Here is a 13,905-nt window from a genome sequence, read left to right on the forward strand (position 1 = left end):
GCGATGCTGCTCACCATCGACGTCGGCAACACCCACACCGTCCTCGGCCTGTTCGACGGTGAGGAGATCGTCGAGCACTGGCGGATCTCCACCGACCAGCGCCGCACCGCCGACGAGATCGCCGTCCTCCTGCAGGGGCTGATGGGCATGCACCCGCTGCTGGGCGAAGGCCTCGGGGACGGCATCGACGGCATCGCCATCTGCTCCACGGTGCCCGCCGTCCTGCACGAGCTGCGCGAGGTCACCCGCCGCTACTACGGCGACGTGCCGGCCGTCCTGGTCGAGCCCGGCGTCAAGACCGGCATCCCGGTCCTCACCGACAACCCGAAGGAGGTCGGCTCCGACCGGGTCATCAACTCCCTCGCCGCGGTGCACCTGTACGGCGGCCCCTGCATCGTCGTCGACTTCGGCACCGCCACCACCTTCGACGCGGTCACCGCCCGCGGGGAGTACGCGGGCGGCGCCATCGCCCCGGGCATCGAGATCTCCGTGGACGCCCTCGGCGCCCGCGGCGCGCAGCTGCGCAAGGTCGAGCTCAGCCGGCCGCGCAGCGTCATCGGCAAGAACACCATCGAGGCCATGCAGTCCGGCATCCTCTACGGTTTCGCCGGTCAGGTGGACGGCGTCGCCGAACGCATGGCCCGTGAACTCGCCGACGACCCCGACGACGTCACCGTCATCGCCACCGGCGGGCTCGCCCCCCTGGTGCTCACCGAGTCCGCCGTCATCGACGCCCACGAGCCCTGGCTCACCCTCATCGGGCTCCGCCTGGTCTACGAACGGAACGTGTCCACCACCTGAGCACAACCTTTCGGCCTCCTGTGCGGTCCACTGTGCATGCGACGTGGACTCCGATGCACGACAACCCTTCTGACGGCGGCTCTCCTGACGGCGGCTCAGGGTGCCGCCGCGCACGCTGCGGTCGACCCGACCCTGCTCATCCAGGCGCCGGACGCCTACTACCTGCGGATGGACGCCCCCGGCGACGGAGACCTGTTCACCATGGCCCTCAACCTGGCCTACGTGGAGAACGAGGAACCCCTCGCCGAGGACGTCACGCTGACGATCGACGCCACATCGCTCGCGGGGAAGGCCACCCTGCACAACGTGGGCGGCGCCTGCGACCGCAAGGGCCTCGTCGTCACCTGCAGCTACAGCTCCATCGACGGGCTGACCAGTGTCCAGCCCTTCGACATCAAGGCGGCGGCCGGCGCGAAGGCCGGTGACACCGGCACCCTCGCCTACACCGCGACCGCCTCCAACGCGCCGACCGTCACCGCGAAGACCAAGGTCACCGTCGGCAGCCCGAAGCTGCTCACCCACCGGCACGCCCCCATCGACGAGTCGCCGCCCGGCGCCACGGTGCAGCTGACCCCACGGGTCGCCAACACCGGCAACCTGCCCGCCGACGGCGTGGGCATCGCGCTCTACGGCCAGTCCGGGCTGAGCTTCGCCGCCCGGCACAGCAACTGCCACTACCGCCCCGACAACGCCACGGCGTACTGCGAGTTCCCGCAGGAGGTCGCCCCGGACACGGCCTACGCGCTCGCGGAGGCCGTCGACATCCACACCGCGACCGACCTGATGTACGGCTACGCCTCCTACTACTGGTGGCCGCTGAGCGGACAGCGGCCGGACGGCCTGGACCCGAAGGAGTTCACGACCACGGGTGAGGGACCGGCGCTCGGCCTCACACCGGTCGCGGTCGACAGCGGCTTCGACCAGTCCGGCGGCATGCTGGACATCACCACCACCCAGCACGCCGACTACCAGGCGGTCACCGGCACCGTGGAGGGCAAGGTCGGCAGGACCGTCTCCGTCACGCTCGGGGTGAAGAACGCCGGACCCGGCCGGATGGACCTGACGGGCCGCGAGAGCCACGGCACGGGCACGTACGTGGTGACCCCGCCGGAGGGGACGACGGTGGTCGCCATCCCCTTCCCCGGGGAGGAGGACGACTGGGCGTGCTCGCGCAAGGACACCACGCCGGTGACGTACGTCTGCGACATCGACGAGACGATGGACGCCGGACAGGTCGACTCGCTGGTCTTCCGGGTGCGGATCGACAAGGCGGTCCAGGGCGCCGAGGGCACCATCAAGGTCGTCCCGCGCGCCGACTACCCGACCCGTGACGAGGACCCCGGCAACAACACCGCCGCCATCCCCGTGGTGATCACCGGCGGGGCCTCGCCCTCGTCCACCGCGTCACCCACCGCCACCCCCACCGCATCGTCCTCGGCCTCCGCTTCGGCGTCCCCCGGCGCCACCGGCTCCGGCGACGACGCGGTGACCGGCGGCACGTCCGGCGGCGGCCTGGCCCAGACGGGCGCCGGCGCTACGGTCCCGGTGGTGGTCGGCGCCGTGGTGCTGCTCGCCCTGGGCGGCGCCGCCTTCGTCCTCGCCCGCCGGGGACGCCGCAGGGGCTGACGGGCCGGAGAGCCCGGCGTACGGCGCGCCGGGCATATCTGGTTACGCGAGGTTTGTCCGGTTAGTACGTAAAGTCATCGCATGCCCACGCCACACGGGTCCCGAGGCGGCATGGCGTTCAGCGCGGATGAACTGCGCGTGCTCCGGCGCGCCCTCGCAGCGGCCCTCCAGCCCACCCGACCCACCCACGAGGACGTCCAGGACTGCTTCCGGCTCGCCCGGGCCGTCGACGAGGCGAGCCAGGAGGGCGGGCGGCTGCGCAGCTTCCTGTCCGCCGAGCTCGTTCGCTACCGCGCCGCCCTTCCGGGCGGCGCGGCCGGCTACCTCGAACGGCTGCACAGCGCGCTCGACGCCGGCTACGTCCCCGGCCCCGACGACCTCTCCGCCCTGCGCTCCCTGCGGGCCGAGCCCAGCGGTGCCGTCGAGGCCCGACGGCGCACCGGACTGCTCCGCCGCTGCGAGCGACTCGCGGAGCTGGACGTACGGGCCCGGCTGGAGGCCCGCATCCCGGCCCCCTCCCGGCCCCGCCTGTTCGCGCTGCCCGGCGGCAAGCCCCAGCCGGCCAAGCCGGTCAGGGGTGAGCCGGTTCCCAGGCCCAAGGTCCCCACCCCGGCCGAGATCTGGCCCAGGCGCCGCCCCGGCGCCCCACCGGCGCCCGCCCCGGCCCCCGCGCCCCCCTCCGAGCAGCCTCCCGAGGAACGGCGCGCCACGGGCTGACAGCCCCGTACGCACAGCCCCCGTAGGCCCCCGTACGCCCCCGGCGCACAACCAGCGGACAGCGTCACGAGCCCGCCTCGTGGCGCTGTCGGCGTTGTCGGCGCCGCGCAGGCCCGCAGACCGGAAGGCGGTCCGGCGCGGGGCGCGTTCGGGAGGGTGGCTAGTGTGGGCGCATGGACTACGTCGCCGCGCTCGTGCCCCCGACCGTGATGGGCATCGCCTTCATCTTCCTCATCAGGACCCTCATCAAGAGCCAGGGCGGCGCCAACAAGGCCAAGGAGGACGCCGTGGTGGACTCCGTCCTCGCCCGTGCCGAGTCCGCCCGGCAGGTGAAGACCGAGGGTCCCCGGAGCTGAATTCAGGATCCGGCATTCCGCGTTATTCCGAGTAACTCCGGCATTCCGGAGCCCGTGGCGTCACTGCCGCCACTACTATTCGGGTGTGCCGCGCCCATTGGGAGACCTCGAAGACGCCGTCATGACCAGGGTGTGGGAGTGGAACCGCCCGGTGACGGTACGCGAAGTGCTGGAAGACCTGCGCCTTGACCGCACGATCGCTTACACGACGGTCATGACCGTAATGGACAACCTCCACCAGAAGGGCTGGCTGCGGCGGGAAGCCGAAGGCCGGGCCTATCGCTATGAGGCGGTATCCACCCGGGCCGCTTACTCGGCGGCCCTCATGAACGAGGCCTGGTCGGCAAGTGACAACCCCGCGGCGGCCCTTGTGGCCTTCTTCGGCATGATGTCGCCGGAACAGCGCGAAGCGCTGAGCGACGCAATGCGGGTTGTGCGGTCAGCCGACCCCGGAGGGGCGGACGAAGCCGACGGGCGATAGCGTCCGGCCATGCCCTCCGCGCCTTCCGCATCAGCGTCCACAGCAAAAGCCGTGACGATCCGCCGGGCCCGTACCAGTGATGTGCCGGCCGTACGCACACTGCTGGACTCCTATGTCCGTGACCGTATCCTGCTCGACAAGCCGACGGTGACGCTTTACGAGGACATCCAGGAGTTCTGGGTCGCCGAACGGGATCAGGACGCCGAAGTCGTCGGCTGCGGCGCACTGCATGTGATGTGGGAGGACCTCGCCGAGGTCCGTACTCTCGCGGTCGATCCCACACAGCACGGCAAGGGCATCGGCCATCTGGTCCTGGAGAAGCTGCTGCACACGGCACGGTGGCTGGGTGTACGCCGAATTTTCTGCCTCACCTTCGAAGTGGACTTCTTCGCGAAGCACGGCTTCGTCGAGATCGGGGAGACGCCGGTCGACGGTGATGTCTTCGGTGAGCTGCTGCGTTCCAATGACGAGGGTGTCGCGGAGTTCCTGGACCTCGAACGGGTGAAACCCAACACCTTGGGCAACAGCCGCATGCTGCTGCATCTCTGAGCGGTCGATCGGCAGAACCGTTTGTCCGAATCGTCCCCCCGGTCGTGTGTGAGGTTCAGGACGAGTTCGTCCTAGGGGTTTGTGTTTTCCGGGAAAAGACGCTTTGCTTTTACCGTTAATCCGTATTCGATGAAAGGGAAGCCGGTGGCACAGAAGGTTCAGGTCCTTCTTGTTGACGACCTCGACGGCGGCGAGGCGGATGAGACCGTGACGTTCGCACTCGATGGAGTGACGTACGAGATCGATCTCACCACCGCCAACGCGGACAAGCTCCGCGGACTGCTCAACCCGTACCTGGACAGCGGTCGCCGTACCGGTGGCCGGGCCGGACGCGGTCGTGCGGCCAAGGCGGCCCGGGGCGGTTCCTCGGCGGGCCAGGACACCGCGAAGATCCGCGCCTGGGCCAAGGAGAAGGGTTACGAGGTCAACGACCGTGGCCGCGTCCCCGCGACCATCCGTGAGGCGTACGAGAAGGCGCACGGCTGATCGGGCACGTGGTGCAGCAGCCGGACCCGGTGGCAGGCGTTCGCGAGAGCGGACACCAGTGCCGTCAGTCCGGCGCTCGCGGCGCCGGTCCCGAAGCTGAGGGCCGGCAGCGGTACATCGGGTCCGGGAGGTCGCAGCCACACCGAGGCGTAACGGTGGCACGCGGCCTCCCTGCCGTCGAGCGGCACCAGATCGAGTGGGATCCCGCTCCACTCCAGCCACTCCAGCAGTCCGGGCAGCTCGTCCGCGCCGCCCGCCGCCACCAGGAACTGCATACGCCGCCCGCGCAGGGCGACCGGCCCGGTGGCCGCCGCGGCCGTGAAACGGTCCAGCACCTGGAAACCCGCCTCCGCGGGCACGTCGAGCACGTCGTACACACTCTCGTCGTACGCATCCGCGTAACAGCCCATGCCGTGTGCAACTGCCACGGGCGCCCGGGGTTACGCGCGGTCGCCGGCCACCACTCCCGGTCATCACCCCGCACATGATTCCAGCGCAAGTCTGTTCGCCCGTAGCAGACACCTATGGTGAATACGGCATGGAGTGTCAGTGCCTGCGGGTAAGAAAGTCCTAGTGGGAAGGGACGGCTGGCGTGTCGGGAAGGGCGGCGTTCGCCCTGGGCGTACTGGATAAAGGTGCATCCGCCTGGCCTGCGGGAACATCGTCTCGCACCATCGGGTTGGAGCTGTTGTCGGCTGAGTGGGGCTAACGGTCCCCTCGGGTGTCGACGGTTGAGAAGAGCTGCCCCGCTGTGCGGGACTAGCATGCGGAAGGACAGGGAGGGGACCGACCCCTAACTGCCCGACCGCTCTGAGGAGCGATTAACGATGTTCGAGAGGTTCACCGACCGCGCGCGGCGGGTTGTCGTCCTGGCTCAGGAAGAAGCCCGGATGCTCAACCACAACTACATCGGCACCGAGCACATCCTCCTGGGTCTCATCCACGAGGGTGAGGGTGTCGCCGCTAAGGCCCTGGAGAGCCTCGGGATTTCGCTCGAGGCGGTCCGCCAGCAGGTTGAGGAGATCATCGGACAGGGGCAGCAGGCCCCGTCCGGGCACATCCCCTTCACCCCGCGTGCCAAGAAGGTCCTGGAGCTGTCGCTCCGCGAGGCCCTCCAGCTCGGCCACAACTACATCGGTACGGAGCACATCCTGCTCGGCCTGATCCGCGAGGGCGAGGGTGTCGCAGCCCAGGTCCTGGTCAAGCTGGGCGCCGATCTGAACCGGGTCCGGCAGCAGGTCATCCAGCTGCTCTCCGGCTACCAGGGCAAGGAGGCCGCCACGGCAGGCGGCCCGGCCGAGGGCACCCCCTCGACCTCGCTCGTCCTGGACCAGTTCGGCCGCAACCTGACCCAGGCCGCTCGTGAATCCAAGCTCGACCCGGTCATCGGGCGCGAGAAGGAGATCGAGCGGGTCATGCAGGTGCTGTCCCGCCGTACCAAGAACAACCCCGTTCTCATCGGCGAGCCCGGCGTCGGCAAGACCGCCGTCGTCGAGGGCCTGGCCCAGGCGATCGTCAAGGGCGAGGTGCCCGAGACGCTCAAGGACAAGCAGCTCTACACCCTGGACCTCGGCGCGCTGGTCGCCGGCTCCCGGTACCGCGGTGACTTCGAGGAGCGCCTGAAGAAGGTCCTCAAGGAGATCCGCACCCGGGGCGACATCATCCTGTTCATCGACGAGCTCCACACGCTGGTGGGTGCGGGCGCCGCCGAGGGCGCGATCGACGCCGCCTCGATCCTCAAGCCCATGCTGGCGCGAGGCGAGCTGCAGACCATCGGCGCCACGACGCTCGACGAGTACCGCAAGCACCTGGAGAAGGACGCGGCCCTTGAGCGCCGCTTCCAGCCCATCCAGGTCGCCGAGCCGTCGCTCCCGCACACCATCGAGATCCTCAAGGGTCTGCGGGACCGCTACGAGGCCCACCACCGCGTCTCCATCACCGACGAGGCCCTCGTCCAGGCAGCCACCCTGGCCGACCGGTACATCTCGGACCGCTTCCTCCCGGACAAGGCGATCGACCTGATCGACGAGGCCGGCTCCCGGATGCGTATCCGCCGGATGACCGCCCCGCCGGACCTGCGCGAGTTCGACGAGAAGATCGCCGACGTGCGCCGGGAGAAGGAGTCCGCGATCGACTCCCAGGACTTCGAGAAGGCAGCCTCTCTCCGCGACAAGGAGAAGCAGCTGCTTTCGGGCAAGGCCAAGCGGGAGAAGGAGTGGAAGGCCGGCGACATGGACGTCGTCGCCGAGGTCGACGGCGATCTCATCGCCGAGGTCCTCGCGACCGCGACCGGTATTCCGGTCTTCAAGCTGACCGAGGAGGAGTCCTCGCGTCTGCTGCGCATGGAGGACGAGCTCCACAAGCGCGTCATCGGCCAGAAGGACGCCATCAGGGCCCTCTCGCAGGCGATCCGCCGTACGCGGGCCGGCCTGAAGGACCCGAAGCGCCCCGGTGGCTCGTTCATCTTCGCCGGCCCGTCCGGTGTCGGTAAGACCGAGCTCTCCAAGACGCTCGCCGAATTCCTCTTCGGCGACGAGGACGCGCTCATCCAGCTCGACATGTCCGAGTTCTCGGAGAAGCACACGGTCTCCCGGCTCTTCGGTTCTCCTCCCGGATACGTCGGCTACGAAGAGGGCGGCCAGCTCACCGAAAAGGTGCGCCGCAAGCCCTTCTCCGTCGTCCTCTTCGACGAGGTCGAGAAGGCCCACCCCGATATCTTCAACTCCCTGTTGCAGATTCTGGAGGACGGTCGCCTGACCGACTCCCAGGGCCGGGTCGTGGACTTCAAGAACACGGTCATCATCATGACGACCAACCTCGGCACCCGGGACATCTCCAAGGGCTTCAACCTCGGCTTCGCCGCCGCGGGTGACGTCAAGACCGGGTACGACCGGATGAAGGCCAAGGTCGGCGAGGAGCTCAAGCAGCACTTCCGCCCCGAGTTCCTGAACCGTGTCGACGACATCGTCGTCTTCCACCAGCTCACCGAAGAGGACATCATCCAGATCGTCGATCTGATGATTGCCCGCGTCGACGAGCGTCTCCGGGACCGGGACATGGGCATCGAGCTCTCGCCCGAGGCCAAGTCGCTGCTCGCCAAGAAGGGGTACGACCCCATCCTGGGTGCCCGGCCGCTGCGCCGGACCATCCAGCGCGAGATCGAGGACATGCTCTCCGAGAAGATCCTCTTCGGCGAGCTCCGTTCCGGCCACATCGTGGTCGTCGGCACCGAGGGTGAGGGCGAAGCCGCCAAGTTCACCTTCCGTGGCGAGGAGAAGGTGGCCGTGGCCGACGCCCCGCCGGTCGAGGCCGCGGGCTCGGGTGGCGCCGGCCCCAACCTGAGCAAGGACGCGTAAGCGCGCCAGCGCCGCGCTCCGCTCCCGCAACAGGAAGCTGCCCCGGACCGTCTCGTACGGTCCGGGGCAGCTTTTCCGCGTTGCGGCAGGCTCACCGGGTCCCCCCGGCGATCGAGGACAAGCGCGGTCACAGCACTGGCTAGTGCAGGTGGAGCTGCACCGAGGACGGGAGACCTTCGGCGTTGCGGACCCGGTCGCCGCCCGCGGCCAGGTACACGTGGCCGAGGTCGGGGAGTTCCCGCAGCGGAGCGAGGTCGATGTCGCCCTCGGCCGACATGTCGCCGGTGATCGCCAGGGTGATCAGCCGGGGGAACAGGGCGGGCAGCCGCCGGAGGGCGCCCTGCACGACGCGCTCGCCGCCGCCGCCGGTGAGCGCCAGACTCGTGACGGCCGGCATGGGCATGGACCCGGGAAGCGTGTCGAGGGACGCGGCGGTCACGGACAGATCGTCCAGCCGGTGCAGCCCGCTGATCTCCTGCCAGTCGGCGGCCGAGGCGGGGCAGGACGGCCGGTTCAGGCTCAGGGTCCGCAGCAGGGGCCGGCCGCCGAGCCCCTTGAGGCCGTCCGGGGCCCGGACCTCCCCGGTGATCTTCAGGCTCTGGAGGTGGTCGGGTGAGGGCAGTAGCCCGGCCGACCAGCTGAGCCCCGCGGGTCCGCCGACGATGAGCGCAGCGAGACGGGGGAGACGCGACACCGGCTCCAGATCGATGTCGGCCCGGGGGCTGCCGAGGTCGAGCAGCCGGACCGGCATCCCGTCCAGGGCTGAGAGGTCCACCAGGTCCGGGCAGTCATGGACGATCAGCCGTTCCAGCGTGTCCTGGCCGGTCAGGAACGCCAGATCACGCGCGGAGGCGTTCAGCAGCCTGAGATGCGTGATGGCGTTCCCGGCCGCGTAGGAGGCAAGGGCCCCGGCCGAGACTCCGTCCCGGACATCGAGCCTGCCCGGCCGCGGATCGAGGCGGAGCAACTGGGCGAGCTGCTCGTCCGACCGGAGCGTGTAGTCGAGGCCGGTGGGGTCCAGGCGTGCGATGACCTCCGTGGCGTACTGGGCGGTGTCGAAACGGGACCAGGCCCACAGCAGCTGCGCCCGCACCGCCAGGAAGCGGTGGGTGGCGAAGCGGCTCAGGAAGGCCATGGCCAGGTCCGACTTCACATGGGAGGCCGCGACCGCCACATGGAACGCGGACACGTCGTCCAGCTGGTCGGGGCCGGGCAGCAGCCCGAGGACCAGAGGTCCGGTCTCCGCCAGGGCCCGGGCCTCCTCCTCGGTGCGCGGCGGGATGAGAGTGCCGGTGCGCTGTTCGACGGCGCCGCGTACGGCGGGGTCCAGCGTGGTGGCGTGTTCCAGGGACGCGGCGGCGAGGAGGTAGACGCGGGCCCGGGCGCGTTGGTCGGTGGTCCGGTCGCCGAGGGCCAGGAGGTCCTTGAAGATCGTGACGCGTTCGCCGGGACGCGCCAGGGCCACCGCCATCCTGATGACGTCGTCCCACTGGTCGTCGACCGCGTGTTCGGTCAGCAGGCCGAAGTCGCCCTCCTCCACGGCGGCTCGGGCGCCGAGGAAGTCCTGGAAGGTGCGGTGGACGAAATCCACCGTGTCCGGAGCGGGCTCGCGCAGCAGGCCGCTGCGCTGGAGGAAGTGCTCGAACACCGCGGAGGCGTCGCCGAGCGCCGCTGCCTCGGGGATGGCCGGCAACGCCCTGCCGATGATCGTCTCGGCGCGGGAGCGGTCCATCTCGGTGCGGCCGTTCTTGATCAGCCAGTACGCGAGCCGCTGGAGCAGCTCGATCTGCGACTCCTCGCGGAGCTCGGGCCCCGCCATGTCACGTTCCCGGTCCCGGCGGATCAGCAGCATCGACAGCGCGGCCGAGTACAGGTCCTTGCGGCCGTGCGGCAGATAGCCGCGCCGGTCGCGGTGGAGCGCGCAGATCAGGCCGCACATCAGGGGACTGGTCGCGAGGCTGCCGAGATCGGACTGGGTGCGGGCTGCGGTGAGGAGCTGGGACTCGTACGTGTCGAGTTCTCCGGCGTCCCAAGCTTCTGCGGCCTGGCCGCCCTGACCACTCCGGCCGTCCTGGCCGCTCTGGCCGTCCTGACCGCCCTGTCCTGCCGTCCCGGACTCGGCGCGGGCCGCCCGGTGCCAGCGCCTGATGAAGGCGGCCACGTCGTCCGGGCTCATCGCGGACAGGGTCAGCGTGGTGAAGTCGTCGTCGGTGAGCCAGTCGTCGCGTACGGCGGAGGGGCGTGAGGTCACCAGCCAGCGATTGCCGGGGAAGGCGGCGAGGAGGTCACGCAGCCAGGTGCGGGTGCGCTCGCGCTCGGCGTCCGGGACCTCGTCGATCCCGTCGATCAGCAGCAGCCCGCGTCCGGCCGTCAGTACCCGGGCCTCCCAGCCGGCGGGCTGGGAACCGGCGAGCGGGCAGCCGCCGGCGGCGAGGAGGCCGCCGGTGGCGGGCAGCCGATCGCCGTGCCGGGTGAGGGTCCGCAGCGGCAGCACGAACGGGATCCGGTGGTCCAGGTAGGCCATCCGCCCGTCGAGGTCCTGACGGGCGGCGGTGACCGCCAGCCACTGGACGAGGGTGGTCTTCCCCGACCCGGCCTCGCCGCGCAGGAGGACGCGTTCGTGGTGGGCCAGGGCCTGGTCGGCGGGGCGCGGGCGGGCCTCGCCGAGCAGCCGCGTGGCGGAGGCCCGGGCACGGCGTCCCAGTGGCGACAGCGGATCCGGATCATCGGCCATGATCCCCGCCGCGAGTTCCTCCGCGGCTTCCATGTCCGGGACAGTACTGCCCGCAAATCGCGGTGTGGCCGTCGCTTCGAGGCTCAGATATGTCATGTCGAGCGGCCATCGGGCGGGTGAGTTGCTGAGGTCGATTCCGTAGATCGTCAGCTTGCTGTGTTTCTTCGCGATGTATTCGCCGTAGCGGGTCTCGAATTCGGCGTCGGGATTCGACGGAAGGCCGGGGACCGGGACCGTGACGGGAATCCGTGCGTCGAGTTGCCGCAGGGTGCTGATGAACGACGGAATCGCGAGCAGGGTGCTGACGCGGGTGGCTTCGACGCGCGCGCTCCGCCAGCCGTCGGGGTCGACGGCGGCGATGCCGACCAGGTGGCCGGCCGCGAAGACGGCCGCGCCGGAGAAACCGGCCCAGGGCGAGCCGCCGCCGGGACGGGGGCCGGGCGGTTGGTGCGAGCTGTCCAGGACGCAGCGGCCCTGCTGGAGGAGTGAGGAACCGGGCTTGAGGGTGCCGATGAGCTGCTCGGTCTCCAGACGGTCCGCGCTGTCGCGCCGGGCGTGGGGGAAGCCGATGGCCTGGCAGTCGGGGACCGGGGCGATCCGGGGGAGCTCGCCCCACAGCGCGCGTTCCCATGGCGTGTCCACGGCGGTCAGGGGCTCGTCGGCGAGCAGCAGCGCCACGTCGCAGGCGTCGTTCTGCCAGGACCAGAGCTGTTCGCAGCGTTTCTGTCCGTTGCCGCCGACGGAGACGGCGCGGATGTCCTCGGCGTCCTGGATGACGTGGGCGGCGGTGAGCACCAGGTAGGGCGACAGGAGGTATCCGCTGCCCTGGCGGCCGCCGGAGAAGACGGCGGCGACGCGTTCGCGCGTGGGGCCGGGCACGGGTGTCACGCGCCGTCCGGGGTGAAGCGGCTCGCGTCGCCCTCGGTGTCGGCGGCGATCCGCCAGCCGGTGCCGGTGGCCGCGTCGAGCGGCTTGAGGGTGAAGGCGACCTTGTGGGTGCGGGCCGCGGTCCTGGCCGCCTCCGCGCCGGCGTCGACGATCCAGGCCTTGACGCCACCCCTGGCCCGGGCCTCGCGGCGCAGCTCGACGGTGAACTCCATATGGATGTCACCGAGCGCGAAGCGGAGCGGGGAGCCGCTGCCGTCGGCGGTGGCGGTGAGCAGGCCGTCACGGACGGCGGCGACGGCGTCGGCCAGTTCGATATCGCTGAAGGGCGTGTCCACCGCACAACGGTAGGGGAAACAGGGCCTTGGGTGCCATGGATTCCGGGACTTTGGTCCCGACGTAATTCGCCTTTGGTCCCAGGAATTGCCGGGCGGCTTTATGCGGTGGTGATGTGGGGCACGTGAGCTGTCCCACTTACTAGGGGAAATAGTCGAGTCGCCGCCGCTCGCGGCAAGGGTCGGACGGGTCGGACGGAAGCGATACTACGATCCCTGGTAGTAGGGGTGCTGTTTTGGCCGCGCCGAATATCGGGTTACCAATGAACGGCTCGTCCGAACTATCCCGAAATCAGTGAGGTAATTCCGCATGCTGAAGAACTCCAAGGCCGTCGTGCTCGCGGCCGGTATGGTCGCGTCCCTGGCGCTGGGCGCGGCGGGAACCGCGCTTGCCGCGGAGCCCGTACAGCAGGGCAGGACCGGCGGGATCCTGGCGCGGGGCACCGCTCAGAAGCTGGCGAGGACGACGCTGGGGCAGGCGGAGGTGCAGAAGCGGGCCGCCATGGCCTCGCGGGCGCACGCCTTGAAGGTGCGGGCCGACCGGCACGCCCGCTCGGTGATGTGGGTGAAGCCGGTGAAGGTGAAGTGCGCGCTGTCGGCGGGCTTCAACCAGAGCGGCGGCATGTGGGTGCACAAGCACTCGGGCCAGGACTTCGCGGTGAACATCGGCACCGCGGTGCTGGCGGTGCACAGCGGGACCGTGGTGACGGCCGGCTGGGGCGGGGCGTACGGGAACAACATCGTGATCAAGCACGGCAGCGGGACGTACTCGCAGTACGGCCATCTGTCGAAGATCAAGGTGCGGGTGGGCCAGAGGGTCGGCGCGGGGCAGCGGATCGGGCTCTCGGGGAACACCGGGAACAGCTCGGGGCCGCACCTGCACTTCGAGATCCGCCGTACGCCGGTGTACGGCTCCGAGGTCAGCCCGCTGCCGTTCCTGAGGCATCACGGCGTGTCGGTCTGACCCCGCTGGGCCTGCGCGATGAGGCCCTGGGCGACTTCGAGGATGGCGGCCCGCTTCTCCCCGGGGTCGCCCTCGATGTTCTGCATGGCGAACATGCCCGCGTGCATCGAGAAGATCGCGGTGATGCAGCGGACCTGGTCGGCCATCGAGAAGCCGGGCTCCTTGAGCAGCCCGTTGAGGGCCTGGACCTTGGACTTGAAGACCTCGCCGATGCTCAGTTCGCGCACGGTGGCCTGGTTCTCCTGCATGAAGCGGAAGAGGTCGCTGGCGCCCCACAGGGCGTCGTTGTAGCGGCGCAGGATCTCCTGCTTGGTCTCCAGGGTGCGCGGCTGGGCCGCCGCCCAGGAGATCAGTTCGTCGACCGGCCTGGCCAGGTCGGCGACGACGCTGATGAGAATGTCTTCCTTGGTCTTGAAGTGGTAGTACAGCGCCGCCTTGGTGACGTCGAGCTGCTCGGCGATCTCGCGCAGTGAGGTCTTCTCGTACCCCTGCTCGGCGAAGAGCGCCAGCGCGACCTGCTGGATGCGCTGTCGCGTATCACCTCTGCGTACATGCGGCGTAGCCATGCGCGAACTTTAACTTACTTGACGACCGGCTAGTTGATGCCTACTGTCA

Annotated in this window: 13 protein-coding genes; 9 read left to right on the top strand and 4 right to left on the bottom strand. The window is 69.8% G+C overall.

The features are described 5' to 3' along the window. Positions 1–3 precede the first annotated feature (3 nt). From RWE79_RS22300 to RWE79_RS22330, 7 genes are all read left to right on the top strand, one after another. Positions 4–801 carry a type III pantothenate kinase gene (locus tag RWE79_RS22300; protein ID WP_475941829.1) on the top strand — a complete coding sequence of 266 codons (798 nt, stop codon included), beginning with the start codon at positions 4–6 and terminating at the stop codon, positions 799–801. 36 nt (positions 802–837) lie between these two features. Further along, positions 838–2,427: an LPXTG cell wall anchor domain-containing protein gene (locus RWE79_RS22305; RefSeq protein WP_475941830.1), complete on the top strand. Its 1,590-nt coding sequence runs from the start codon at positions 838–840 to the stop codon at positions 2,425–2,427. An 81-nt stretch (positions 2,428–2,508) separates the two neighbouring features. Next, the gene (locus RWE79_RS22310) at positions 2,509–3,144 is read left to right on the top strand and encodes a hypothetical protein (protein WP_475941831.1); all 636 of its coding nucleotides are present in this window, start codon (positions 2,509–2,511) and stop codon (positions 3,142–3,144) included. Positions 3,145–3,317: 173 nt separating this feature from the next. Beyond that, positions 3,318–3,500 (top strand): hypothetical protein, encoded by a 183-nt coding sequence (locus tag RWE79_RS22315; RefSeq protein ID WP_475941832.1) that lies wholly within the window; start codon positions 3,318–3,320, stop codon positions 3,498–3,500. A gap of 85 nt (positions 3,501–3,585) precedes the next feature. Next, on the top strand, positions 3,586–3,981 hold the full coding sequence (locus RWE79_RS22320) for a BlaI/MecI/CopY family transcriptional regulator (RefSeq protein ID WP_475941833.1): 396 nt from the start codon (positions 3,586–3,588) through the stop codon (positions 3,979–3,981). 9 nt (positions 3,982–3,990) lie between these two features. Beyond that, complete coding sequence (locus RWE79_RS22325; RefSeq protein ID WP_475941834.1) at positions 3,991–4,530, top strand: amino-acid N-acetyltransferase; 540 nt, start codon at positions 3,991–3,993, stop codon at positions 4,528–4,530. A 144-nt stretch (positions 4,531–4,674) separates the two neighbouring features. Beyond that, the gene (locus RWE79_RS22330) at positions 4,675–5,016 is read left to right on the top strand and encodes a histone-like nucleoid-structuring protein Lsr2 (RefSeq protein ID WP_475941835.1); all 342 of its coding nucleotides are present in this window, start codon (positions 4,675–4,677) and stop codon (positions 5,014–5,016) included. On the opposite strand, the gene RWE79_RS22335 is transcribed toward RWE79_RS22330, so the two are convergent. After that, complete coding sequence (locus tag RWE79_RS22335) at positions 4,947–5,444, bottom strand: SCO3374 family protein (protein WP_475941836.1); 498 nt, start codon at positions 5,442–5,444, stop codon at positions 4,947–4,949. The two genes, RWE79_RS22330 and RWE79_RS22335, sit on opposite strands and share 70 nt — an antisense overlap. 399 nt (positions 5,445–5,843) lie before the next feature. On the opposite strand from RWE79_RS22335, the gene RWE79_RS22340 reads away from it, so the two are divergent. Then, positions 5,844–8,372 (top strand): ATP-dependent Clp protease ATP-binding subunit, encoded by a 2,529-nt coding sequence (locus RWE79_RS22340; RefSeq protein WP_475941837.1) that lies wholly within the window; start codon positions 5,844–5,846, stop codon positions 8,370–8,372. A gap of 139 nt (positions 8,373–8,511) precedes the next feature. Here RWE79_RS22340 and RWE79_RS22345 read toward each other — a convergent pair whose 3' ends face one another. Continuing rightward, positions 8,512–11,985: an NACHT domain-containing protein gene (locus RWE79_RS22345; RefSeq protein WP_475941838.1), complete on the bottom strand. Its 3,474-nt coding sequence runs from the start codon at positions 11,983–11,985 to the stop codon at positions 8,512–8,514. A gap of 5 nt (positions 11,986–11,990) precedes the next feature. After that, on the bottom strand, positions 11,991–12,329 hold the full coding sequence (locus RWE79_RS22350) for a trypco2 family protein (protein WP_475941839.1): 339 nt from the start codon (positions 12,327–12,329) through the stop codon (positions 11,991–11,993). 307 nt (positions 12,330–12,636) lie between these two features. On the opposite strand from RWE79_RS22350, the gene RWE79_RS22355 reads away from it, so the two are divergent. Continuing rightward, positions 12,637–13,290: a M23 family metallopeptidase gene (locus RWE79_RS22355; RefSeq protein WP_475941840.1), complete on the top strand. Its 654-nt coding sequence runs from the start codon at positions 12,637–12,639 to the stop codon at positions 13,288–13,290. On the opposite strand, the gene RWE79_RS22360 is transcribed toward RWE79_RS22355, so the two are convergent. Beyond that, positions 13,272–13,856 carry a TetR/AcrR family transcriptional regulator gene (locus RWE79_RS22360; protein ID WP_475941841.1) on the bottom strand — a complete coding sequence of 195 codons (585 nt, stop codon included), beginning with the start codon at positions 13,854–13,856 and terminating at the stop codon, positions 13,272–13,274. The two genes, RWE79_RS22355 and RWE79_RS22360, sit on opposite strands and share 19 nt — an antisense overlap. Positions 13,857–13,905 lie beyond the last annotated feature (49 nt).

It is taken from the genome of Streptomyces sp. RLA131, assembly GCF_056270125.1.